Source organism: Pyxidicoccus xibeiensis (genome assembly GCF_024198175.1).
Taxonomy (GTDB): Bacteria; Myxococcota; Myxococcia; order Myxococcales; family Myxococcaceae; genus Myxococcus; species Myxococcus xibeiensis.
Window position 1 is genome coordinate 433,434 of sequence record NZ_JAJVKV010000005.1, and the last position, 23,034, is coordinate 456,467.

At 72.5% G+C, this 23,034-nt stretch carries 19 protein-coding genes and 1 tRNA gene; 11 read left to right on the forward strand and 9 right to left on the reverse strand.

Annotated elements, in window-relative coordinates; genetic code table 11:
* Positions 1–79: 79 nt before the first annotated feature.
* From LXT23_RS24350 to LXT23_RS24360, 3 genes are all read left to right on the forward strand, one after another.
* Positions 80–1,354 carry a myxosortase-dependent phytase-like phosphatase gene (locus tag LXT23_RS24350; RefSeq protein ID WP_253982673.1) on the forward strand — a complete coding sequence of 425 codons (1,275 nt, stop codon included), beginning with the start codon at positions 80–82 and terminating at the stop codon, positions 1,352–1,354.
* A gap of 45 nt (positions 1,355–1,399) precedes the next feature.
* On the forward strand, positions 1,400–3,196 hold the full coding sequence (locus tag LXT23_RS24355) for a bifunctional metallophosphatase/5'-nucleotidase (RefSeq protein WP_253982674.1): 1,797 nt from the start codon (positions 1,400–1,402) through the stop codon (positions 3,194–3,196).
* A gap of 229 nt (positions 3,197–3,425) precedes the next feature.
* Positions 3,426–3,818: a hypothetical protein gene (locus LXT23_RS24360; RefSeq protein WP_253982675.1), complete on the forward strand. Its 393-nt coding sequence runs from the start codon at positions 3,426–3,428 to the stop codon at positions 3,816–3,818.
* A gap of 122 nt (positions 3,819–3,940) precedes the next feature.
* Here LXT23_RS24360 and LXT23_RS24365 read toward each other — a convergent pair whose 3' ends face one another.
* The 4 genes from LXT23_RS24365 to LXT23_RS24380 all read right to left on the reverse strand — a co-directional run bounded on the left by LXT23_RS24365 (position 3,941) and on the right by LXT23_RS24380 (position 9,469).
* Positions 3,941–6,718, reverse strand: a complete 2,778-nt coding sequence (locus LXT23_RS24365) for an Hsp70 family protein (RefSeq protein WP_253982676.1) — start codon at positions 6,716–6,718, stop codon at positions 3,941–3,943.
* A 25-nt stretch (positions 6,719–6,743) separates the two neighbouring features.
* Positions 6,744–8,606 (reverse strand): Hsp70 family protein, encoded by a 1,863-nt coding sequence (locus LXT23_RS24370; protein WP_253982677.1) that lies wholly within the window; start codon positions 8,604–8,606, stop codon positions 6,744–6,746.
* A gap of 61 nt (positions 8,607–8,667) precedes the next feature.
* Positions 8,668–9,288: a DUF2760 domain-containing protein gene (locus tag LXT23_RS24375; protein WP_253982678.1), complete on the reverse strand. Its 621-nt coding sequence runs from the start codon at positions 9,286–9,288 to the stop codon at positions 8,668–8,670.
* 105 nt (positions 9,289–9,393) lie between these two features.
* Positions 9,394–9,469 (reverse strand) — tRNA-Ala (locus LXT23_RS24380).
* A gap of 198 nt (positions 9,470–9,667) precedes the next feature.
* Here LXT23_RS24380 and LXT23_RS24385 point away from each other — a divergent pair.
* The 6 genes from LXT23_RS24385 (at position 9,668) to LXT23_RS24410 (ending at position 16,761) form a co-directional block, all read left to right on the forward strand.
* On the forward strand, positions 9,668–12,061 hold the full coding sequence (locus tag LXT23_RS24385; RefSeq protein ID WP_253982679.1) for a tetratricopeptide repeat protein: 2,394 nt from the start codon (positions 9,668–9,670) through the stop codon (positions 12,059–12,061).
* A 334-nt stretch (positions 12,062–12,395) separates the two neighbouring features.
* A complete protein-coding gene (gene cyoE / locus LXT23_RS24390; RefSeq protein WP_253982680.1) occupies positions 12,396–13,280 on the forward strand; it encodes a heme o synthase in 885 nt (294 codons plus the stop codon).
* 24 nt (positions 13,281–13,304) lie between these two features.
* Positions 13,305–14,291, forward strand: coding sequence for an ABC transporter ATP-binding protein (locus LXT23_RS24395; protein ID WP_253982681.1), 987 nt, complete (start codon positions 13,305–13,307; stop codon positions 14,289–14,291).
* On the forward strand, positions 14,288–15,169 hold the full coding sequence (locus LXT23_RS24400) for an ABC transporter permease (RefSeq protein WP_253982682.1): 882 nt from the start codon (positions 14,288–14,290) through the stop codon (positions 15,167–15,169). Before LXT23_RS24395 ends, LXT23_RS24400 begins: the two co-directional genes overlap by 4 nt.
* A gap of 112 nt (positions 15,170–15,281) precedes the next feature.
* Positions 15,282–16,139, forward strand: coding sequence for a carboxypeptidase regulatory-like domain-containing protein (locus LXT23_RS24405; RefSeq protein WP_253982683.1), 858 nt, complete (start codon positions 15,282–15,284; stop codon positions 16,137–16,139).
* A gap of 34 nt (positions 16,140–16,173) precedes the next feature.
* Complete coding sequence (locus tag LXT23_RS24410; RefSeq protein ID WP_253982684.1) at positions 16,174–16,761, forward strand: lipase maturation factor family protein; 588 nt, start codon at positions 16,174–16,176, stop codon at positions 16,759–16,761.
* Here LXT23_RS24410 and LXT23_RS24415 read toward each other — a convergent pair.
* From LXT23_RS24415 to LXT23_RS24430, 4 genes are read right to left on the reverse strand one after another with little or no spacing between them, the layout of a single operon-like run.
* On the reverse strand, positions 16,709–18,178 hold the full coding sequence (locus LXT23_RS24415; protein ID WP_253982685.1) for a HAMP domain-containing sensor histidine kinase: 1,470 nt from the start codon (positions 18,176–18,178) through the stop codon (positions 16,709–16,711). The genes LXT23_RS24410 and LXT23_RS24415 overlap by 53 nt on opposite strands.
* Positions 18,175–18,855 carry a response regulator transcription factor gene (locus LXT23_RS24420; RefSeq protein ID WP_253982686.1) on the reverse strand — a complete coding sequence of 227 codons (681 nt, stop codon included), beginning with the start codon at positions 18,853–18,855 and terminating at the stop codon, positions 18,175–18,177. The genes LXT23_RS24415 and LXT23_RS24420 overlap by 4 nt, the downstream gene beginning before the upstream one ends.
* 15 nt (positions 18,856–18,870) lie before the next feature.
* Positions 18,871–19,137 carry a hypothetical protein gene (locus tag LXT23_RS24425; protein ID WP_253982687.1) on the reverse strand — a complete coding sequence of 89 codons (267 nt, stop codon included), beginning with the start codon at positions 19,135–19,137 and terminating at the stop codon, positions 18,871–18,873.
* Positions 19,138–19,188: 51 nt separating this feature from the next.
* Complete coding sequence (locus tag LXT23_RS24430; RefSeq protein ID WP_253982688.1) at positions 19,189–19,686, reverse strand: periplasmic heavy metal sensor; 498 nt, start codon at positions 19,684–19,686, stop codon at positions 19,189–19,191.
* A 344-nt stretch (positions 19,687–20,030) separates the two neighbouring features.
* Here LXT23_RS24430 and LXT23_RS24435 point away from each other — a divergent pair, with 344 nt between their 5' ends.
* Both LXT23_RS24435 and LXT23_RS24440 read left to right on the forward strand, forming a co-directional pair.
* Positions 20,031–20,237 (forward strand): cold-shock protein, encoded by a 207-nt coding sequence (locus tag LXT23_RS24435; protein ID WP_253982689.1) that lies wholly within the window; start codon positions 20,031–20,033, stop codon positions 20,235–20,237.
* A 204-nt stretch (positions 20,238–20,441) separates the two neighbouring features.
* Complete coding sequence (locus tag LXT23_RS24440; RefSeq protein WP_253982690.1) at positions 20,442–20,810, forward strand: cupin domain-containing protein; 369 nt, start codon at positions 20,442–20,444, stop codon at positions 20,808–20,810.
* 18 nt (positions 20,811–20,828) lie between these two features.
* Here LXT23_RS24440 and LXT23_RS24445 read toward each other — a convergent pair whose 3' ends face one another.
* Positions 20,829–23,009: a sensor histidine kinase gene (locus LXT23_RS24445; protein ID WP_323379075.1), complete on the reverse strand. Its 2,181-nt coding sequence runs from the start codon at positions 23,007–23,009 to the stop codon at positions 20,829–20,831.
* Positions 23,010–23,034 lie beyond the last annotated feature (25 nt).

Consider the following 23,034-nt stretch of genomic DNA (forward strand, 5'->3'; position numbering starts at 1 on the left):
CCGGGCCGCTTCGTACTTGTAAGACATACCTGCCGTGACAAGGTACGTCCCCCGAACAAATCCCGAGAAGGAGCAGGTCATGCGCACCCCCACCCCCCTGGCCCTGGCGGCGCTGCTGCTGGGCGCGGCGGCGTCGGCGCAGCCCGTCGCCGTCACACCTACCCTGGAGACGCGGCCCGCAGCGCCCGCCACGGGAAACAACCTGCGGGACGTCGCGCTCTGGGTGAACCCGGCCGACGGCGGGGCGAGCCTGCTCATCGCCGGCTTCGACACCACCGCGGGGGCGGGGCTGGCCACCTTCGGGGTGGACGGGACGCAGCTGGAGGTGGACCAGACGATTGGCCCCGTGCGGGCCCTGGCCCTGCGCGACGACTTCCTGCTGGCCGGCAACCGCCGCACGCTGGCGGTGGTGTCCTCCACCAACCTGAACGGGCTGGTGGCCTTCGTGGTGGACCCCGCGGGGACGCCGCGCGTGGCCCGCGTCGGCAACGGCAGCTTCCTCACCGGCTCCGCCATCTCCGCCGTGGCGCTCTCCCGCGTCCCGGGCTCGGACCGCTTCTACCTCTTCGCGGGCAGGCCGGGCGCGGACCTCGAGCAGTTCGAGCTGTCGGGCAACGACGGCGGGGTGTCGGCGCGCTCGGTGCGCACCCTGGACACGGAAGGGGGCCTCATCACCGGCATGGTGGTGGACGAGGACACCGGCCAGCTGTTCGTCATGGAGGAGGGCGTGGGGCTGGGGCGCTACTCCGCCGACGTCGATGGAGGCACCACCCGGCTGGCGGTGGTGTCGCCGGCGGACGGCGGGCCGCTGTCGTCCACGCAGGGGCGGGTGGCGCTCTATGACGCCACCAACCGCGAGGGCTACCTGCTCGTCGCGGACCGGGCCGCGAACGAATTCGAGGTGTTCGACCGCCGCTCCCTCGCCCACGTCGGCACGTTCCAGGTGACGGAGAACAACGACGCCGGCATCAACGCGGACCTGGGCGCCCCCGTCGCCGTCGCCGTGTCGGCGCGGCCGATGTCGGCCACCTTCCCGGATGGCCTCTTCGTCGGACATGACGGCCAGGAGCGTCCGGAGAACCTCAAGCTCATCTCCTGGAGCACGGTGGCCGAGGCCTTCGACCCGCCGCTGCGCATCGACACGCGGCCGGAGACGGATGGCGGGACGGACGGAGGAACGGATGGAGGCCGGGACGGTGGCCCTGGCGGCCTCCCGCCTCCGCTGCCGCCCAACCCGGGCCCCCCGATTGACGACGGCGACGGGTGCTCGTGCGCTTCCGCGTCCGTCCCCGCCACGGCGCTGCTCGGGCTGCTCGCCCTGGCATTCGCGGGCAAGCGCCGCCGCCGGAGCTGAAGCGCGTTGCCAGGGAGCGCGCGCCGCGCTGAAGTGCGCGCCCCCATGCGTCTTTCGCGCCCCGTCCTCCTCGCGCTGGCGGCCCTCGCCGCCTCCTGCGCCAGCACCTCCCAGCCACCCACCGTCGCTGCCGCCTCCGTCCCCGCGGAGCCGGTGCGCCTCACGCTGGTGGGCCTCAACGACTTCCACGGCCAGGTGGAGCCCCACCGGACCCGTCTGAGTGACGGGCAGGTGGTGGAGGAGGGTGGAGCTGCCACGCTCGCGGCCTACGTGGCGCTGCTGCGCGCGGACAACCCGGGTGGGGTGCTGCTGCTGGACGGAGGCGACCTCTTCCAGGGGACGCTGCCCTCCAACCTCACCGAGGGCGCCGTCGTCATCGACGTCTACAACCACCTGGGCTTCACGGCGGCCGCCATCGGCAACCACGAGTTCGACTATGGCCCGGTGGGCCCAGGCGCCATGGCCAGCCGGCCTGGCGAGGACCCGCTGGGCGCGCTCAAGGCCCGCATCCGCCAGGCGCGCTTCCCCCTGCTGTCCGCCAACCTCCGGGAGGCGGCCACCGGTGAGCGCCCGGCCTGGACGGGCAATGACGGCACGCACCTGGTCACCGTGAAGGGCGTGAAGGTGGGGCTGCTGGGGCTCACCACCGAGGACACGCCGAACGTCACCAACCCCGCCAACGTGGCCTCGCTGCGCTTCCTGCCGCTGGCGCCCACCGCGGTGGAGTCCGCCCGCTCCCTGCGAGCGCGGGGCGCGGAGGTGGTCGTCGTGGTCGCGCACGCGGGGGGCAGGTGCCCCGACCTGAAGAACCCGCGCGACACGTCCAGCTGCGAGCGGGGTGACGCGGAAATCATCGCCATGCTGGAGGCGCTCCCGCCGGGCACGGTGGACGCGGTGGTGGCGGGGCACACGCACCAGCCCATGGGCCACTTCATCGCCGGCGTGCCCGTCATCGAGACGTCGGGCCAGTCCCGCTCCCTGGGCGTGGTGGAGCTGTTCGTGGACCCGGCGAGTCGCCGCGTGGTGCCCGAGCGCACCCGCATCCAGGCCGCCATTCCCCTCTGCGAGAAGGTGGACGCGGCCCGCGGCGGGTGCGACGGGCGCCGCCTGCGCGAGCAGCCCGACGTGAAGCTGGTGCCGGCCACCTTCCTGGGCGCGCCGGTGGTGCCGGACGCGGAGGTGGCGCGGCTGCTGTCCCCGGCGCTGCAAGTGGCGGCGGAGGCGCAGGGCCGCCCGCTGGGCATCTCCGCGGCCACGGCCCTGACGCGCGGCTTCACGGCGGAGGGCGCGCTGGGCAACCTCGTCGCGGACGCGCTGCGCGAGGCGGCCGGTGCGGACGTGGGGGTGATGAACCCCGGCGGCGTGCGCGCGGACCTGCCGGCCGGCCCGCTCTCCTTCGGCCAGGTGTACGAGGTGCTGCCCTTCGACAACACCGTGGCCGTGCTCCAGCTCACTGGCGCCGAGCTGCGGCGCCTGCTGGAGCTGGCCCATGACTCGGACCGGGGCACCGTCTTCGCCGTCTCCGGGGTGGAGGTGACGCTGGCCCGCTGCCCGGGGCCCCGGCGCCTCCAGGACGTGACGCTGGAGGGGGGCCGGCCGCTGGAGCCGGGGAGGATGTACCGGGTGGCCGTGCCGGACTTCCTCGCGCGCGGCGGCGACGGCCTGGGCCCCGTCACGGGCGCGCTGCCTCCGGAGCGGGCGGACCTGACGCCCGCCCGGGGCATGGACCTGCGCCTGGCGCTCGTCGCCTATGGGAAGGCCCGGAGCAACACCCTGACGGCGCCCCCGCCGGGCCGCGTGCGCTACACCGGTGTAGCGGAGTGTCCCGCCGCGCCGCGCTAGCGGGGAGCCGGGGCTGAAAATTCGACCCCGGTCTGATCCGCTGTGACTGAACGGAATGGGGCAACCCGGCGAAAACGCAACGGAATCGCGCCGGGGCCCGATTTTTCGGCCTGCGATCAGTTTTCAACGGGAGGAAGAGTCCTTAGTCTGTCGATCGCGAGCGCCTGAGCCGAGGTGGCCCATTGCCAGGGCCTGCGAGCGCGGGTGTGCGTGAGCGGGAGGGACCGACATGCTCTACAAAGTGACCCCGATGATGGCGCCGCCTGCGCCCGACAAGGCCAAGCAGCGTGAACCGGGGCAGGGTCAGCCGCGCAAGCGGCGCAAGTCCGCCGTCTACGACGCGGACGGCCAGGAGGTGCTCATCTCCCTGATGTGCATCAAATGCCGGACCCTGAAGCCGCTGGCGCAGTTCGGCCTGCGGAAGATGGCGGACGGCGCCATCCGCAACCAGCCGTGGTGCCGCACGTGCCGCTCGGGCGCGGGCAGCAAGAAGGCCAAGGCCGGCAAGGAGGTCGCCGCGGCGCCCTCCGAGGCTCCGCCGGCCCTCCAGGTGGTTGCCAGGGCCGCGGAACCCGTCGAGTCGGACGAGGCCGTCGCGGCTCCCGCCGTCGCGCGGGGCTGAAAGCAGATCGCGCGCCGCATCGCGCTCCCGCCGGGTCGAGCCTTCAACCGCCGACCCGCTGGGAGAGCTCTGGCCGCGATGCCCCGGGCTCAGGTGCCCCGGGGCCGCTTCCCGAAAGCCACTCAGGACAGCCGCAGGCCCGCGGGCAGCGTGTCGCCCAGGGCCCGGGCTTCGTCCGCTGCCTCCAGCGCGACGACTTCGCGCACCATGCTCACCCAGGTGTCGGCCGCCTTCGCCGCCACGAGCTCCCGCGCCGCGCGCTCGCGCAGGGCCGGGTCCAAATCTCTCGTGCGGTCCCCGGTGAGCCGCGCGAGCTGCGCGGCCGCGAAGGGGGCGCCGTCAATCCTGCGCAGGTCCAGCTCCAGCAGCAGGGACAGCCACGCCTCGGCCGTCTCCACGTCCACCACCTTGTGGCTGCTGCCGTAGAGCGGCACGCGCGCGCCCAGCCGGCCCAGCGCCCAGGCCCAGGGGCCCCCGGACTTCGCCTCGGCCTTCAGCCGCGCGGCAATCCACCGGCCCACCTCGGCCTTGTCCCCGGGGGACAGGTGCTCCAGCGAGGCGGCGGTGCGGACCATCTCCTCCAGCCCCTCCGGCTGGATGCCCTTGAGCTTCCCCGCGGGGGGCGCGTCCGGAGGCACCTTCCGCGCCAGGTGCGGCTGGAGGTAGCCGTACAGCTTCTGCTGCTGGGCCTCCGAGAGGCCGCCGGCGATGCGGCGCCACATCACCCAGAACTCCGTCCACGTCGCCTTGTCCGTGTGGTGCTGCACCAGCGCGTCGAAGAGGCTGAAGGTCTGCTCCGCGCGCCAGCCGTCCAGCGGGTAGCCGAAGCCCGGGCGCAGGCAGAAGCCGGTGAGGCTGTAGAAGACGCGCTCGTGGTCGGCGGTGCGCCGCCGCTTGCTGGCGCCCGCGAAGAGGGTGCTCCACATCTCGCGCAGCACCGGCACCCGCCACGACTCGCGCGGGCCCAGGGCCTTCTCCAGCGTGCGGCCCAGCTGCTTCACGTCCTTGGGGCCGATGGGCAGCGGCTTGTTGCCGTACACGCGCTCGATGTTGTCCTTCGCCTCCACGAAGCGCGCGGGCATGGACTCGGTGACGGTCAGCTCGTGCGAGCCGCCCGTGCCCCGCAGCTCGAACTCCAGCCGCCACCGCTCGTCCGCCACGTTGGAGACGGCGTACAGCTCCAGGGTGCCAATCTCCGTCAGCGCCGCCTGCAGGTGCACCGGCACTTCCGTCGCCTTGCCGGAGGCGCCCTTGAGCAGCGTGTGGATGGGCGGCAGGGGCTTGAGGTCCTCCGCCAGGGGCACCAGGTCTCCCGGCTTGTCGATGCGGTCACTCGTCGTGGAGAACACCTGGAACTGCACCGGCCGCCCCAGGGTGAGCGTGAAGGGGCGCTCGCCCAGGTCCACCTTCTGCCCCTCCTCGAAGCCGCGGGGGATGAGGCAGAGCGCGGGCTGCTCCGCGCTGTCGGCCGGCCGCTGCAGGCCCACGTAGTACGCGCGCGCCGCGCCACCGCCGATGCGCAGGCCATGCCCGCGCCGCACCAGCCCGTAGTACGCGGCGCCGCGCGCCACGGCCAGCTCCAGCGACTCGTGACGCAGCAGCGGAATCCGCGGCGCCCCGGGCCACCACGCGGAGAGCGCGTCCACCAGCCGCTCGGAAATCTGGGGGGAGTTGAAGACACCGCCGTTGAGGAGGATGGCGTCGGGGCGGGGCAGGGCGCCCTCGGCGGGGGCCGTCTCCCCCAGCGCCGCGAAGCCCGCCGCCGCGTGCTGCGCGAGGAAGGCCGCCAGGTGGCGCGTCACCGCCGGGTCCTGCACGTACGGCAGGCCCAGCTCCTGGAGCGCCATGCGCGCGGCGCGGCGCGGGCGCTCGGTGGGGGCGCCGAGCGGGAAGAAGCCGTCCAGCACCAGCGCGTGCGCCTCGTCGCGCAGCAGCTCCGAGGACAGCGTGCCGCCCAAGAGCCGGCTGCCCTCGCCCACCAGCGACACGCCGTACTTCTCCGGCGGCGCCTGGCCCAGCAGCGACTCCTTGGCGGTGCGCGCGGCCTGGATGGCCTGCGTCCACTGGGTGGCGGACAGGCGCCGGCCGTCCGTGAAGAGCTTCTCCTCCACCCGGCGCGCCAGGGCCGCGTCCATGTTGTCGCCGCCCAAAAGCAGGTGGTCTCCCACCGCCAGGCGCCGCAGCATGGGGCCTTCGGGAGACACGCCCGCGTGCACCAGGGTGAAGTCCGTGGTGCCGCCGCCCACGTCCACCACCAGCACCAGCCGGGTGTTGGCGAGCGTCTGCTCCAGGCCCGTCCGGTGGCGCGCGGTGTAGTCGTAGAAGGCGGCCTGGGGCTCCTCCAGCAGGGTGAACTTCTCCAGGCCCGCCTTGCGCGCGGCGCTGACGGTGAGGGCGCGCGCGGCCTCGTCGAAGGAGGCGGGGACGGTGATGACCACCTCCTGCCTGGACAGCGGCGCGTCCGGGTGCGCGAAGTCCCAGGCGCGCGCCATGTGCGTCAGCAAGAGGGCGCTGGCGTCCACCGGGGACAGCTTCTGGACGTCCGGCGGGGAGCCCCAGGGGAGGATGGGCGCGGAGCGGTCCACGCCCGGGTGGCACAGCCAGCTCTTGGCGCTGGCCACCAGCCGCCCCGGCACGCGGGCGCCCTGCCAGCGGGCCAGCTCGCCCACCACCCACGGGCCGCCGTCATCGCCCCAGGGCAGCTTCAGGGACTCGGAGGCCAGCTCGTGGCCGGCGGGCACGTACACGGTGGAGGGCAGCAGCGCGCGGGGCGCCACCTCTCCCTGCCGGACGAGCTGGGGAATCGGGAAGTCCTCCACGGGGGCACCCGCGCCCTTCGAGGGGTCCACGGATGCCACCGCGCAGTGGGTGGTTCCCAGGTCGATTCCGACGATTCGCATACGCCTCCGGTTGACGGACGGCTTTCTACTCCTTCATGCGGACGTTGAGCTCCAGCTTCCACTTCCCCGCGCCGCCCTTCTCCAGGCAGCGCAGCTCCAGCGTGCCCACCTCCGTCACCGCCGCCTGCAGATTCACGGGCGTCAGGTCGCCAAACGCCGTCGGCTGGCCGGACATGGTGGTCTCGATGGGGGCCAGCTCCTCCAGCGCGCCGCTGCCCAGCTCGTCATTCACGTCCTCCAGCATGACGCCCACCTTGTCGTCGCGGCGCACGGACGAGGAGAAGAAGCGGAAGCTGGTGGGCTCGCCGGTGACGAGGCCGAACTCCTGCGGCGGCACGTCCGCCTGCGTCCCTTCCTCCATGCCGAAGGGGGCCACGCACAGCGCCTTCACGGGCGGCTCCATGCCGGGCACCGCGGGCATCGCCGTCTCCACGCCCACGTAGTAGGCGCGGGCGGTGCCGCCGCGGATGCGCAGGCCGTGGCCCTGGCGCACCCAGCCGTAGTACGCGGCGCCGCGCGCCACCGCCAGGTCCAGGTCCGCCCCCTCCAGCTCCTTCGCGGGCTTGCCGCCATCGGCCTCCAGCCACGCGTTGAGCACCTCCATGACGCGCGCCTTCAGCGGGCCCGCCTTGAAGACGCCACCGTTGAAGAGGACGGCCGTGGGGTGGAGGAAGGACTTGCCGCTGACGTCCACCGGCGCGTCCGGGCTGGCCGCCAGCGCCTGCGCCTGCCGGGTGAGGAAGGCGGCCAGGTGCCGGGACACGCCCGGGTCCTGCGCGTAGGGGAGCGCCATCTGCGCCAGGCCCGTGCGGCGCGCGGTGCGCGGCAGCTCGGAGGCGGGCGTCACCGGGAAGAAGCCGTTGGTGAGGACCCGGTCCAGCTCCTCGCGCGTCAGCTCCGTGCGCAGCGTGCCACCGATGAGCGACGAGCCCCGGCCGGGGATGGAGATGGGCACCCGCTCCATGGAGGGGTCGCCGTAAAGCGTCTCCTTCGCCTGCCGGCAGCCGTAGGTGAGGGCGTTGAACTGCCAGGCGTCCAGCTTCTTGCCCTCCGCCGTCATCCGCTGGTTGAGCGTGTGCGCCAGCGCCAGGTCCATGTTGTCGCCGCCCAGGAGGATGTGGTCGCCCACCGCCACCCGGAGCAGCTCCAGGTCCCCCTCGCGGTCCCTCACGGTGATGACGGAGAAGTCGGAGGTGCCGCCGCCCACGTCCACCACGAGGATGACCTCGCCGGGCTGCACCTGCTTGCGGAAGTTCTCCCCCATGGCCTCCAGCCACGCGTAGAGCGCGGCCTGGGGCTCCTCCAGCAGGGTGATGTGCTGAAGGCCCGCGGCCTTGGCGGCCTCGAGCGTCAAGTCACGGGCCGCCGCGTCGAAGGAGGCGGGGACGGTGACGATGACGTCCTGCTCGGCCAGCGCGTTGCCGGCTTCCTCCCGGGCCCGGGCGAAGGTGTGGTCCCACGTCTCCTTCAGGTGGCGCAGGTAGCGCGCGGAGGCGTCCAGCGGGGACACGCGCTGCACCTCTTCTGGGGCCTGCCAGGGCAGCAGCGCCGAGCGCCGGTCCACGCCGGGGTGGGACAGCCAGCTCTTGGCGGACGACACCAGCCGCGTGGGCACCTTGGCCCCGTGCGTGCGGGCCAGCTCGCCGATGATGGCGTGGGTGTCCGGGTTCCACGGCAGCCCGAGGCTGCCGGCGGGGAACTCCTGCGGGGAGGGCAGGTAGAGGAAGGAGGGCAGCAGCGGGCGCGGCTCCACCGTGCCCGGCGCGGTGAGCTGGGGGATGGGCAGCATGGACTGCGCCCGGCCCCGGGGCTTGCCCTCTTCGAGGTTGAAGTAGGACACCGCGGAGTGGGTGGTGCCGAGGTCGATGCCGATGGAATAGCGGGCCATATCGGACGTGAACTCCTTCAGGGGACCTGTTTGTTCGCGCTGCGGGTCGGCGGCGGGAGGCTCAGGCCAGCTCCACCTCGGCCGGCGCGACGACGCGCGGGTCCAGGGCCGGGCTCACCGAGGGGAACTTCACCTCCGACGTCACCCACCCGTGGTGGCGCAGCGTGCCGGTATAAGGAGGCTGGCCGGCCACGTTGCCGGTGAGCCGGATGCGCTGGGCGTCGAAGCCCGCCGGCACCGTGACGCGCTCGCCCTCGCCCTGCGGCAGCACCGGCTGGAGGGCGAGGTATTGGTTCACCACCTTGCGGCAGCCCTCGTGGACGATGCGCGCGGCGGCTCCCACCTCGGCGTCCGAGAAGGCGGCCACGTTCTCCTGGAGGAAGTCCACGAAGCGGCCCTCGCGCTGCAGCATCGCCAGGCAGGACAGGGCGCTGGCGTGCTCGCGCTCGGGCGGCGGGGCAGGGGGAGGCTCGGGCGGCTTCACCACCACCTGCCTGGCAGGCTCCTGCCGGGGGGCGGGCGTGCCCCCGGCGGGAAGCTGGGCAAGCTGCCCGGCGTCATAGGCCTTGCTGGCCGGGAGCACCGCCTGGGCGAACTCGCGGGACACGAGGCAGCGCCAGAAGCACAGCCACGCGAGCCAGAACCGGGCGAAGAACGACAGGGAGGCGGTCGGGTCGGTCATCGACTCCGGATAACAAAGCCCGCCTGCTTTGCAATTCAGCAGTTACGCGATGTGCGCCAAATGCAAAGGGCCTCACGGTTTCCCGTGAGGCCCTTCGTCACTGCATGGTGGAGGTGGACGGGATCGAACCGACGACCTTCGCATTGCGAACGCGACGCTCTCCCAACTGAGCTACACCCCCACAACGGACTGCTGCCTGCCTGCTTCGCCCCGGCGGGTTGGGTCCGCCGAAGTGGAAGGGGCTAGTACCGGAGCCCTTTCTTGCTGTCAAGCGCAAGGAGGCAACAAGAATTCCTGCGATTGACGTGCCGCGCACCGGGTGCCATAAAAACCCCTCGTCTCAGGCGTATCCTTCCCGCCCGCTTCACCTCCCCCGGTAATGTCTATCTCCCCCTCGAAGACGTTGAGCCCGGCCGAGCTCGCGAAGTTGGAGCACGCATTCGCTTCCGACCCCTCGTCCGCCGCCTACAAGCCTCTTGCCGAAGCGTACCTGTCCATGGGGCGCTTCATGGAGGCGATGGTCGTCTGCAAGAAGGGGGTGAAGGCCCACCCGAATGCCGCTGACCCCCGCCTGCTGCTTGCCCGTGTCTATGCCGAGCAGGGCAAGGACAAGAAGGCGCTGGAAGAGGCCCTGGGTGCCCTCCAGGTCCAGCCCGAGGACAAGGCCGCGCTGCGCATGGCCGGCGCCCTCCAGCTGAAGACGGGCGAAGCCGAGCCCGGCAAGGCGAACCTCCTGAAGGCGTATGGCGCGGATCCGGGTGACCCGGACACCGTCACGCTGCTCCAGCAGTACAAGATCGACCTGCCGCGGCCCGCCGCGCCGGCCACGCCCGCGCCGCCGGTGCTGCAGCCCGCGGCGCCGCCCGCGTCCGGGTCCGCCACCCAGCAGTCCGCCGCCGCCCTCGCGAGCGTCGCGGCGACGGGGGCCTCGTCGCAGCAGCAGGCGTCGAGGTCCGCCGCGGCCACCGCGCAGGCTCCGCGCGAGCACCGCGCCACGTCCGGTGGTGGCAATGCCGCCCGGGCGGAGGCTCCGTCGCCCCGTCCCTCGCCCCAGCCCCGCCCGCGCGTGGTGGTGGAAGAGGTCGAGGACGACGATGACGACGACGCGCCTTCCTCGCGCCGCCGCCCTCCCCCGGGGGGACGTGGCGGGAAGATGGTGACGCTGGCGCTGCTGGTGGCCATCCCGCTGTTCATCATCGGCTACGGCTGGTACTCCGCCAACGCGAAGCAGAAGGCCCGCGAGCTGAAGAAGGGCCTGGACACGGCCAGCGAGCTGCTCAAGCACGACTCCTTCGACAGCTACAAGAAGGCGAGCGAGGCGGCAGACAAGGTGCTGGAGGTGGACGCCGACTCCACCGTCGCGCACGGCTACCTGGCCTACGCCTACGCCATCCGCTGGGGTGAGCACGGCGGGGGTGACGACGCGCGCCGCAAGGCCGAGGAGCACCTGGCCGCCGGCAAGCAGGGCCAGGAGCTCAGCTCGCACCTCATCGCGGCGGACGCGCTCATCCAGACCTACGGTGGCAAGGGCAAGGATGCGCTCGGCCAGCTGGAGGAGAAGGTGAAGGCGCTGGACGCCCAGGGCCGCTCCAGCTCGCTGCTCTACCTGACGCTGGGCCTCATCCAGATGAACGCGGGCGACATGGAGCGTGCCCGCGACAGCCTGGAGCGCGCGCAGGTGCTGTCGCCGGACGACCCGCGCATCTACGCGAGCCTGGGCGCGGTGTACCGCCGGCTGGGCCAGGACAACACCGCCTGGAAGAACTACGACTTCGCCCTCCGGTACGAGAAGGACCACCCGGAGTCGCTGCTGGGCCGCGCGCTGCTGATGCTGGAGCAGGACTCGCCCAACTACGGGCTGGCCCACTCCATGCTGAAGAAGCTGCTGGAGTCCGACCCGCCGCCCTCGCCGCGCCAGCTCGCGGCGGCGCACCTGGCCCGCTCGCTGCTCATCAGCCGCGTGTCCGCGGAGATGCCGGCGCTCAAGCCCGACGTGCAGCAGAAGCTGGCCGAGGCCACCGCGGTGCCGCTGGAGAAGGACAAGGCCCGCCAGGAGATGCAGAAGAGCGAGGAGACCGGCTTCGCGCTCGACAAGCAGAACCCGGAGCTGCACCTCATCAAGGGCCGCCGGCTGCTGGCGGAGAACAACTTCGACCAGGCCGCCGAGGAGATTCGCAAGGCCATCCGCATGGATGCCTCGCGCGCCCAGTTCCACGTCGAGCTGGCCCGGGCCCTCATGGGCAAGCAGGGCGGCGAGAAGGAAGCCGCCGACGCGCTGGTGACGGCCCTGAAGACCATGGGCGACAGCCCGAAGCTGGTGGTCATGCTGGGCAACGCCTACCGCCGCCAGGGCAAGCTGGACGAGGCGCTGACGCAGTACCAGCGCGCGGTGAAGGACCCCAAGGCGAAGAACCCGGAGGCCCGGCTCGCCATGGGCGCCATCTACCGCGAGCGCTCCGACTGGGCGAAGGCCCAGGAGCAGCTGGAGAAGGCGAGCGTGGAGTTCATCGGCCAGGCGGACCGCGCGGCCATGGCCCTCACCGAGCTGGCCCGCGTCTACCAGGGCAAGGGTGACGCGGCGAAGGCGGACGAGACCTACCAGCGCGCCCTCAACGCGGACGAGGGCTACGGCCCGGCCTACTACTTCTACGCCACCCTGCTGTCGAAGGACCCGAAGCAGGGCCCCAAGGCGAAGATGCTGGCCCAGGAGTACCTGAAGCGCGAGCCGGCCGGCGAGCACGTCAACGCCGCCCGCGCGCTGTCCGGGGGCTGAGCCTCTTTTCAGCCGCCCCGGCGCACCGACGCCGGGGCTGGCAGGACAAGCGGGGCTGATGCGCGCGGGCAGTAGGACGCGCGGTCAGCCCCGCGGGCTTTCTTGAAGGTGCGTCCCGCGGGCGGTATGCCCCGGGGTGTTTGCCCTTCCCATCGCGCCAGGACATGAAGTCGGGGGCCGGAGCCCCGGTGTCCGGGCGGGGACGCCAGGCGGGCGGCCGTTCGCTGGCGGCACCGCGAGGCGCCGTGTCCTTGCCCACCCCCCGGTGGTGCCTGTATGGGAGGGCCGTTACCGCGCCGGCAGCGAGCCTGTCGCGCCTTGCCCTGGAGTCTGTGTGAGCGCGCGTGCCGAGTCCCTGTCGACGACCGCGTCCGACCTGATCTCCCTGACCAAGCCGCGGCTGTCCAGCCTGGTGCTCATCACCACGGCGGGCGGCATGTGGATGGCCCCGGGGTCCTTGGACACGGTGCGCGCCCTGGTGACGCTGCTGGCCACCGCCGGCACCGTGGGCGCGGCCAACGCGCTCAACTGCTACTGGGAGCGCCACAGCGACCAGTTCATGGCGCGCACCCGCGGCCGGCCGCTGCCGTCCGGGCGCATGGAGCCGTCGGTGGCGCTGTGGTTCGGCATCTCCCTGGCGCTGGTGTCCCTGCCGGCGCTGGCGCTGGGCGCCAACGTCCTCACCGCGGGCCTGGGCCTGCTGGCGCTGCTCAGCTACGTGCTCGCCTACACGCCGCTCAAGGCGCGGACCTCGGCGGCCATGATTGTGGGTGCGGTGCCCGGCGCGCTGCCGCCGCTGATGGGGTGGACGGCGGTGACGAACCAGGTGGACGCGGGCGGCTTCGCCCTCTTCGCCATCCTGTTCCTCTGGCAGATGCCGCACTTCATCGCCATCGCCCTGTTCCGCAAGGAGGAGTACGCGGCGGCGGGCCTCAAGTCGGTGCCGCTGGAGCGCGGGGACGAGTCCAGCCGCGCCCAGATTGTCCTCTACCTGGTGGCGCTGATTCCCATGACGCTGCTGCCCTTCCAGCTCCACATCGCCGGCTCGTGGTATCTGGCCGCGGCGGTGGTGCTGGGGCTGAGCTTCCTGGGCCTGGGAGCGTGGGGCTTCTTCCGGCGGCTGGGAAAGCCCTGGGCGCGCCAGACGTTCTTCTATTCGCTCATCTACCTCACCGGCCTGTTCGTCGCGATGACGCTGGACCGCGTCCCGCGCGGCTGACGCGGGAGGCCGGGGATGCCGCCCATGCCTGACACCTCGGTCTCCACCTCGCCTCCGCTGCTCCAGCTCGAGGGCCTCACGCGGCGCTTCAAGGGCCGCACCGCCGTGGACGGCCTCACCCTGTCCGTGCGGCAGGGCGAAATCCTTGGGCTGCTCGGGCCCAACGGCGCGGGCAAGTCCACCACGTTCCAGGTGCTGGCCGGGCTGCTCGCGCCGGACGCGGGGCAGGTGCGCTTCGCCGGGCGGGTGCTGTCCTTGAGCGACCCGGCCCTGCGGCGGCAGATGGGCATCATCTTCCAGCGCGGCAGCCTGGACGACCTGCTCACCGCGCGGGAGAACCTGCTGCTCGGGGCCCGGCTGTACGGCCTGGGCGGCCAGCGGGCGCGCGAGCGGGTGGAGGCGATGCTGGCCCTCATCGGCCTGGCGGACCGGGGCGACGAGAAGGTGGGCACGTGGTCCGGCGGCATGCGCCGGCGGCTGGAGCTGGCGCGGGCGCTGGTGCACCAGCCGCGCGTGGTGCTGATGGACGAGCCCACGCAGGGCCTCGACGAGGCGGCCTTCCGCACCTTCTGGGCGCATTTGAAGAAGCTGCGCGACAGCGAGGGCATCACCGTGCTGCTCACCACGCACCGCGCGGACGAGGCCGAGGGCTGCGACCGGCTGGCGGTGCTGGACGCGGGCCGGCTGGTGGCGTGCGACACGCCGGCGGCGCTCGCCTCGCGCATGGGCGGCGACATCCTCTCCGTGGAGGCGCTGGAGCCCGAGGCGCTGGCGCGCGAGGTGCGCGAGCGGCTGGGGCTGGACGCGAAGGTGGTGGAGGGGCGGGTGCAGGTGGAGGCCGCGCAGGGCCATGCGCTGGTGCCTCGGCTGGTGGAGGCCTTCCCGGCCGGGCGGCTGACCTCGGTGTCGCTGCGCCGGCCCACGCTGGCGGACGTGTTCCTCCAGCTCACCGGGCGCACGCTGGGGGCGGACCAGCCCACCGCCGAGCCCGCGCCGAGGAAACGCCGATGAACGCCAACGTGCCCGCCGTGCCCCCGCCCGTGGAGATGACCCCGCCTTCCGCGCCCGTGGCCGTCGGGGCACCGTCGCCCACCGCGCCGGGGACTTTGGCGCTGCAGTGGGCCACGGTGCGCGTGCTGCTGGTGCGCGACGTGGTGCGCTTTTTCCGTCAGCCCAGCCGGGTCATCGGCGCGCTGGCGCAGCCCATCCTCTTCTGGTTCGTCATCGGCTCCGGCTTCGCGGGCTCGTTCCGCGTGGAGGGCGCGCAGGGGCTGGGCTACCAGCAGTTCTTCTTCCCCGGCGTCGTCACCATGGTGCTGCTGTTCAGCGCCATCTTCGCCACGATTACCGTCATCGAGGACCGGCGCGAGGGCTTCCTCCAGTCGGTGCTCGCGGGGCCGGGCTCGCGGCTGGCGGTGGTGCTGGGCAAGGCGGCGGGCTCGTCGGTGATTGCGCTGATGCAGGCCTCGCTCTTCCTCTTGCTGGCCCCGCTGGCCGGGGTGAGCGCGGCCACCGTCGACCTGCCGCTGCTGCTGGCCGTCATGGTGCTGTCGGCGCTGGCGCTCACGGGCATGGGCATGTCGCTGGCGTGGTGGGTGCGCTCCAGCGCGGGCTACCACGCGGTGATGAGCATCGTGCTGCTGCCCATGTGGGTGCTGTCCGGGGCGATGTTCCCGCTCAAGGGCGCGGACTCCTGGCTGGCGTGGGTGATGCGGCTCAACCCCATGCGCTTCTCCGTGGAGGGCGTGCGGCGGGCGCTGTACGGCGCGGAGGCGTCGGTGGCGGTGGGCTCTCCCGCGTCCGTGACGGGGCTGGAGGTGCCGGCCCTGCTCGCCTTCGCGGCCGTGTTCCTGGGGCTGGCCGCCGTCAGCGTCAGCCGCCGCGAGTAGCCGGACGGCCCTGTAAGAGGGCGCTGGCGCGTGCGTTGGCGGGTTGGACATGGAGCGCCCCATTCGTTACGACGGGGCGATTGACGTTTCTGCTCACCGAGGAGACTGCACGATGACGCTGCGCACGCTCGGCCTGACCCTGCTGGGGGCCGCGGGCCTGCTGGCCCTTCCCGCCTGCCAGAAGGAGTCGGCGCCGCCGCCTCCCGCCGCTCCCACCGCCGCGGAGCAGCCCTCCGTGCGCGCGCCCGAGGCGCGGGAGCACGCGGCCACCCCCATCCAGGACCCCAATGCCCCGGCCGCCGCGCCCGAGGCGGTCGCCGCGCCCCCGGGCAGGGGCGTGGTGCGGGGCACCGTGACGTTCACCGGCGCCGTGCCCGCCCCGGCCGAGCTGCCGCCGAGCAGCGACGCGGCCTGCGAGGGCCGGGCGCCGGACGCGCCGGTGCAGGCGAAGGGCGGGAAGCTGGCGAACGTGCTGGTGCGCGTGCGCGGCACCGTGCCGGGCTCGGTGGCCACGCCCACCGCTCCGGTGATGGTGGACCAGTCGAAGTGCACCTACGTGCCGCGCGTCCAGGGGGCGCTGGTGGGCCAGCCGGTGCTCTTCAAGAACAGCGACGGCACGCTGCACAACACGCGCGGCATGGCGGGGAAGAAGGCCGCGTTCAACATCGCCCAGCCGCCCGCGGGCACGCCCGTGCAGAAGCCCCTGCCCACGGACTCCGACGTGCTCAAGCTCAAGTGCGACATCCACCCGTGGATGACGGCGTACGTGGTGAGCAACCCGAACCCCTTCTTCGTCACCACGGGCGAGGACGGCGCCTTCACCCTCCAGGGACTGCCCGCCGGGACGTACACGGTGGAGGCCTGGCACGAGACGCTCGGCACCAAGACGGCCGAGGTCATCGTGAAGGACGACGCGCCGGCCGAGGCGTCGTTCGCGTTCTCCATGGCGGACGCCTCCGCGACGAAGTGAGGCGGGTGGGGTGACCGGGGACGCCGGCCACGCCGTGACGGTGACGCCTGGGCTCGCGCGGGTGCGGTGGTGGTACCTGCGCGGGCTCGGGTTCGTGTTCTGTCTCGCGTTCGCCTCGCTGCTGCCACAGCTGCCCGCGCTCGTCGGTCCGCAGGGGCTGAGCCCCGCCACGGAGCTGCTGGACTGGGGCCGTGAGTCGCTGGGTGGGGCGGAGCGCTTGCTCCGGCTCCCCACGCTGCTGTGGCTCACGGGCGCCAGCACCGGGGCCCTGCGGGGCGTGGCCCTGCTGGGCCTGGGCTGTGGCGTGTTGCTGCTGCTGGACGTGGCGCCGCGCTACGCGCTGGTGGGCGCGTGGGGGCTGTCCCTGTCGCTCACCACCGTGGGCGGCGTGTTCCTCGGCTTCCAGTGGGACGTGCTGCTCCTGGAGGCCGCGCTCGTCTCGCTGCCGCGGACGCCTCCTCGCTACGTGCGCACGCGGCGCCTCGACTACCGCTTCACGGACCTCGCCACCCTGCGCGCGACGGGGGCGTGGTGGACGCGTCAGCAGGTGGGGCCGTACTGCCCGCCCCTCACGCTGCGGGATGGGCGACTGCAGCGGGCGGACCCGCCTTCCTCACCGTGAAGCCCACCCGCGCGCCGCCGCCGGGGCGGTTCTCCGCGAACGCCTCGCCGCCGTGGGCCCGCGCAATCCGCTGCACCAGCGCCAGCCCCAGGCCCAGCGAGCCTGCCTCGCGCGCCTCGCCGCCCCGGTCCTTCCGGTAGAAGGGCTGGAAGATGCGCACCTCCTCGCCCGGCTGCAGCCCCTGGCCCCGGTCGTCCACGCAGAAGGCCAGGTGCTCTCCCCGGTCCTGCACGCGCAGCGCCTCCGTGCCGGCTCCATGGCGGCGCGCGTTCTCCAGCAGGTTGGCCAGGGCGCGTCCCAGGAGCGTCGCGTCGCCCATCAGTCCTGGCTCGGAGGGCTCCACGTCCAACATGTCCAGCGGCAGCCCCGCGCGCTCCAGCGCCTGCGTCGCGAGCGTGCGCCCGTCCAGCACCCGCGACGTGAGCTGCCCGAAGTCCAGCCGCGAGCTGGCCAACAGCTCGCCCACCAGCGCGTCCAGCTCCACCACCTCGCGGTCCACCTGGTCCAGCGTCTTCGGGGCGCCACCCCCGTCCCGCAGCAGCTCCGTCAGCACCCGCAGGCGCGCCAGCGGCGTGCGCAGCTCGTGGGACACCGCCGCGAGCAGCTCGCGCTGGTCCGCCACCTGCTTCTCGATGCGGACCGCCATGTCGTTGAAGGACTCCGCGAGCACCGCGAACTCGCCCGTGACGTGCGGAAGCACCTCCGCCCGCGTGTCCAGCTTCCCCGCGCCCAGCGCCTCCGTGGCCTTCACCAGCGCATCCACCGGTCGCGCCAGCCGCCGGGCCAGCTTGCCCGCCGCAAGCCACAGCACCATCCCCGCGAGCACCAGCGGCAGCACGATTCGCATGGGGTGCTTCGCCCGGAAGGGGGAGTAACACGCCCGCACCGTGCCCAGGCTGACTCCGTCACGCACCACCGGGACGATGTACTCCGCCCTCCCGCAGGGCTCGCCGCGCCGCACGAGCATGGCCCCCGAGGTGTCGGTCAGCTCCACCCCCACCTCGAGGTCCGTGGCGATGGAGCGCACCAGCGCGTCTCGCCGCGCGGGGGCGTCCCACACCTCCTCGAAGCGGTGGCCCACGAAGGTCCGGAGCCGCTCGTTCTCCTGCTTCCACGAGTTGCCGCCCACCAGGCTCATCACCGTGGCGACGACTACGCCGGTCGCGAGGATGGACAGGCCGAACCACAGGAACAGGCGCCGGTGCAGCCGCGCGCGGACGAAGTGCCCCAGCCGGCCCATGTGCCAGTACCGGCGGCGTCTTCGCGCGTGCTCGCGCACATGCTCGCGCACGTGCTCCCAGGGGTAGCACTCGGGCCCGTGCGCGTGCTCCTTCCCGCAGGGCTCGACGTGGGGCCAATGTCCCCAGGGGCCGTGCCCCCAGGGCCCGCGTCCCCGGACGTGCCGCTGGCGCTTCATGGCCCCTCTTTGGCGAAGACGTAGCCCACGCCGCGCACCGTCTTGATGACGCGCGTGCCGACGTCGCCCAGCTTCTGGCGCAGATGGGAGATGTGCACGTCCACCGTGCGCTCGCCCACCACGGTGTCGCTGCGGCCCGCCTCGCCCAGCAGCGCGTCACGGGGAATCACGCGGCCCGCCCGGCGCATCAGCGCCACCAGCAGGTCGAACTCCAGGCCCGTCAGGTCCACCAGCCGGTCCTCCACGCGCACCTCGCGGCCGGCCACGTCGATGGACACGCCGCCCACCTCCAGCCGGTCCGCCACCGACGACGGCTGCGCCCGCCGCAGCACCGCCCGCAGGCGCGCCAGCAGCTCCCGCGGGCTGAAGGGCTTGGGCAGATAGTCGTCCGCGCCCAGCTCCAGCCCCACCACCCGGTCCGTCTCGTCGCCCTTCGCCGTGAGCATCAGCACCGGGATGCGGCTCTTCGCCCGGATGCGCTTGCACACCTCCAGGCCGTCCATGCCCGGCATCATCACGTCCAGCAGCACCGCGTCGTAGGCCCCGGCCTCCAGCGCCGCCAGGCCCCGCCCGCCGTCGGGCGCATGAGTGACGCTGAGGCCGTTCTGTCCGAGGTACTGCGCGAGCAGCTCGTACATCCGGGTGTCGTCGTCGATGAGCAGCACTCGCGTGGACATGAACGGCCCTTGAAGCTAGCGCGGCCCCTCGGCGGGCGAGGGGGACGCGGCGGGGGGAGCGGGGACTTCGACGGCCGGAGTCATATACCCCCGGGACTCCCGAGGCTCCCACGACTCGCGGGGTCCCCGCGAGTCCCAGCGCGAGTGGGAGTCCCAGCGCTCCCCCCAGCCGCCGGAGGAGTGGCAGCGGTGGCGGTGGTGGCGGGCAAGGCTGGCGAAGCCGGAGGCATAGCCTCCGAACGTGCCCAGGGCGAGCAGGACAATCAGCAGGCGGCGGCGCATGGTGCTCTCTCCTTCACGTGGACGGGATTCGGGACGTCTTGCGTTCGGGGCTCACACCATCTGCTGGTCTTCACCGCGCCAGCCCCTGCGCCCGCCGCAACGGCCGTGGCCGCCGCGCCAGCCGTAGCCGAAGCCGTGCTCGAGCAGGTCCGCCAGCTCGCGCCTCTGCCGAGGGTCCAGCGCCTCGTGCACCTGGGACAGCCCTCCCTGCAGCGTGCGCCGCAGGTTGTCCACGGCCACGTCATGGCGCGCGAACAGCTCGCGCAGCGCCGCTCCGTCGAAGTGCTCACCCCGCAGCGCGGTGCCCAGCGCGGCGCGGCTCGGGCCCACCTCGTCACGCACCTTGTCGAAGGCCTCCATCAGCTCCTCGGCCGTCTTGACGATGACCTTCTCCTGGCCGGGCGACGTGTCCAGGCGCTCGAACAGCCAGCGCAGCCGGGGACGCCAGCCCCAGCGGCCGCCGCGGCCGTGGCGGTGCCCGTGGCGCCCGCCGCGCACGGTGTAGATGAGGCCCGCGAGGCACGCGGTCCCGAAGATGAATCCGAACATGGTCCTGCTCCCGGAATGGCCGTGCCGTCGAGGGCCGGCGCTGTTGACGGGGAGGAAGGTAGATTTCCGGTGTGAAGGGCGCGCCCGAGCCCCGTGAAGAAGTGTGAAGGGGGGCCGCGACGCTCGAATGTCGGAATGGAAGAAAGCGCCAGGCTGGTTTTCGAAGCGAGCGATGCTCCCACCTCCGGAGTGTCTTCCGTCCGACGCCCGCCTGCCCGGCGGGGTGGGGGGCGGTGGACAGCCACCGGCCGGGTGGATTGTCGTTCTGGTGCTGGGGCGATGTCCGCTTCGCACGGGCGGTCCGGGAAGTCCGGGCCGCTGCAAAGCAGAAAGAAGAAGGTCACATGGCAATCGGTACTGTGAAGTGGTTCAACGACGCCAAGGGGTTCGGCTTCATCGCGCAGGACAACGGTGAGGACGTTTTCTGCCACCACACCGCCATCAACATGGATGGCTTCCGCACCCTCCAGGAGGGGCAGAAGGTGGAGTTCGAGGTGACCAAAGGCCCCAAGGGCCTGCAGGCACAGAACGTCCGCGCGGCTGGCGGCTGACACGCACGGCCACCCTTGAGTGGTCATCAGGCCCGGTCTCCCACGCGGAGGCTGGGCCTTCGTCTTTCCGGCCACCGGCCCGGCGGGCAGGCGACCTTCCCCTGTCCACCCGCCGCTGCCCGGCCTCCTTCCTTACCTTCACGGCAGGAGCGCGCGGCGCACCCCGCCGCCATTCATCCGCCAATGGGCGAAGGAGACGAAGGCATGGGCGACACCAGCGTGAAGAAGGTGGAGAGCCGGCACTCTCCCAAGGGAGAGATGGGCCAGAAGTACCTCGTGTCCGGCGTCCGCCTGTCCATGCGGCTGTGGGAGGACGAGCCACCCGGCGAGCCCGCGCCCGCCACCGCCCGCGACTACGAGACGGTCGGCTTCGTGCTGAAGGGCCGCGCCGAGCTGCACCTCGAAGGGCAGGTCATCCTGCTCAACGCCGGTGACTCGTGGCTCGTGCCGCGCGGCTCCAGCCACACGTACAAGGTCCTGGAGACGTTCTCCGCCGTGGAGGCCACCAGCCCGCCGGCGTCCGCGCATGGCCGCGACGAGGGCAAGGAGCCGAAGCAGCCCGCCAAGGCCTGAGCCCGGCGCGGAGGCGCGCTATCCAGGGGCGAGCAGTGGCAGCCGCACCGTGAAGCGCGCCCCATGGCCCAGCTCGCTCTGCACGGTGATGGTCCCTCCCATCGCCTCGACAATCTGCCGGGAGATGTAGAGGCCCAGGCCGAGGCCGCCGTAGTGGCGGTCGGAGACGCCGCGCTCGAAGCGGCCGAAGAGGCGTGAGAGCGCTTCGGCGGAGATGCCGATGCCCTCGTCGCGCACGCACAGCCGGCCCCATCCGGGCTCCGAGTCCACCTGGATGACGACAGGCTTGCCGGCGCCATACTTCACCGCGTTGGACAGCAGGTTCACCACCACCTGCTCCAGCCGGGAGCCATCCCACCAGCCTCGCACCCCGGGCTCCAGGGACGGCCGCGGGATGCTGCCGGCCTGCAGGAAGACGGCCTCCATCCGCTCGAGGCCGTCCTTCACCACCTGGGCCAGGTCCACCTCGGACGGCTCCAGCGCCAGCTTCCCCAGGGAGATGCGGCTCACGTCCAGGAGGCTGCCCACCAACGACCCCAGCCGGTTGACCTGCCGCACGGACGCGGCCAGCCGGGCGTGGGCCTTGTCCAGCACGCCCTCGCTCACGGCGCGCTCGATGAGCACGTGCTGCAGCCCGAGCGAGGTGAGGGGTGTCTTCAGCTCATGGCTCGCCACCGAGAGGAACTCGTCGCGCAGGCGGACCGCTGCCTGCGAATCCCGGTAGAGCTCCGCGCGCTCCAACGCCTGCGCGCACTGGAGGCTGAGCGCGTCGAGGAAGTCCTTCTCCGGCTGGCTGAAGGACTTCACCTCTTCCCAGCCCACGATGATGAAGCCAATCATCCGCTGCTCCGTCACCAGCGGCAGGAGCGCGCGCGCCCCCTCTCCGACGACGGAGGAGACGGGGGTCATCTCGGGCACCTGGGCGAGGCACTCGGCGCGGGAGCCGAAGATGAGCGGCCGGCGCTCGTGCAGCAGCTGCTGCGACCCGCTGAACACCTCGAGCGGCAGCGGCTGGTAGGCGCGCATCAGCGCCTCGGGATAGCCGGAGTGACACATGAGGTGCAGCTTCCCCTCGCGCAGCTGGAGCAGCGCCCCCCGCTGGGCCCGCGTGGCCTTCAGCCCCATGTGGATGACGACCCCGGCCACCTCCTCCACGGAGGCCGCGCGCGACAGCGCGGCGGTGAGGTCCTGGAGCCGCTCGGTGCGGGCCTGGGTCTCCTTCGCCTTCTGGAAGAGGAGGGCGTTGTCCAGGCTGAGGCTGGCGCGGCGGGCGAGCTCCTGCGCCAGCTCCACATCCGGTGGCCCATGGCACCGGGGACCGGACTGGAGGCCCAGGGTGAGCGCCCCGAGCATCTGGCCTCGCGCCTGGAGGGGGACGCAGATGAAGGACTTGACGCCGAGCTGCCGGAGCCAGGTCTGGTGCTCCTCGCCGTGCGCCATGTCCGTCAGCTCCGTCACGATGACGGGCTCGCCCGTTCGCAGCACCTGGTCCGTGGCGCCAGGGGCGCTCGTGTTGGGGTCGTGGTGCATCACCGCCCGCCGCTCCACGTGGCCGTCCTCGGTGAGGACGTCCACCGCGCACGCATCCGCCAGCTGGGGCACGCTGAGCTCGGCAAGCCGCTGGAGCAGGGTGTCTTCGTCCAGTGAGGAGGCGAGCACCTCGCCCGCCCGCGCGATGAAGCTGAAGCGGTCCTCCGCCTCCTTGCGCGCGGTGAGGTCCTGGAAGCTGGCGGCGCGGTAGATGACCTTGCCCCGCTCGTCCTTCAGCGTCACCCCGTCCACGAGCACCGGGAAGCAGCTCCCGTCCTTGCGCAGGTGGACGGTTTCGAAGGTGTGGTGGCCCTCGTCGGCGCTCACCTTCACCTTCAGCTCGGCGTAGAGGATGACGAAGCCCTCGGGGGTGAGCAGCTCCCGGACGTGCCTCCCGACGAGTTCCTCCGGCGAGTCATACCCATGCATGCGAGCGAAGGCAGGGTTGACCGCCTTGATGCACCAGGTCTCGGGGTCCATGCTCGCCATGCCCAGGCCTGCATGGTGGAACAGCCGGCTCCAGTCATCAGGGCACTCCGCTTCACGGAGCGGCTCAGGCTCAAGCGGTTCAGGCACGTCCATCTTGCCCGAGCGGTCGGCCCCGGGTCGCCGCACACGCTCGCCTCCTCTCTTTGGAAACAGCGCCGAGACCCTGGGAGCGGCCGCCATGGGTGTTCAACAAATGGGGTGCAGG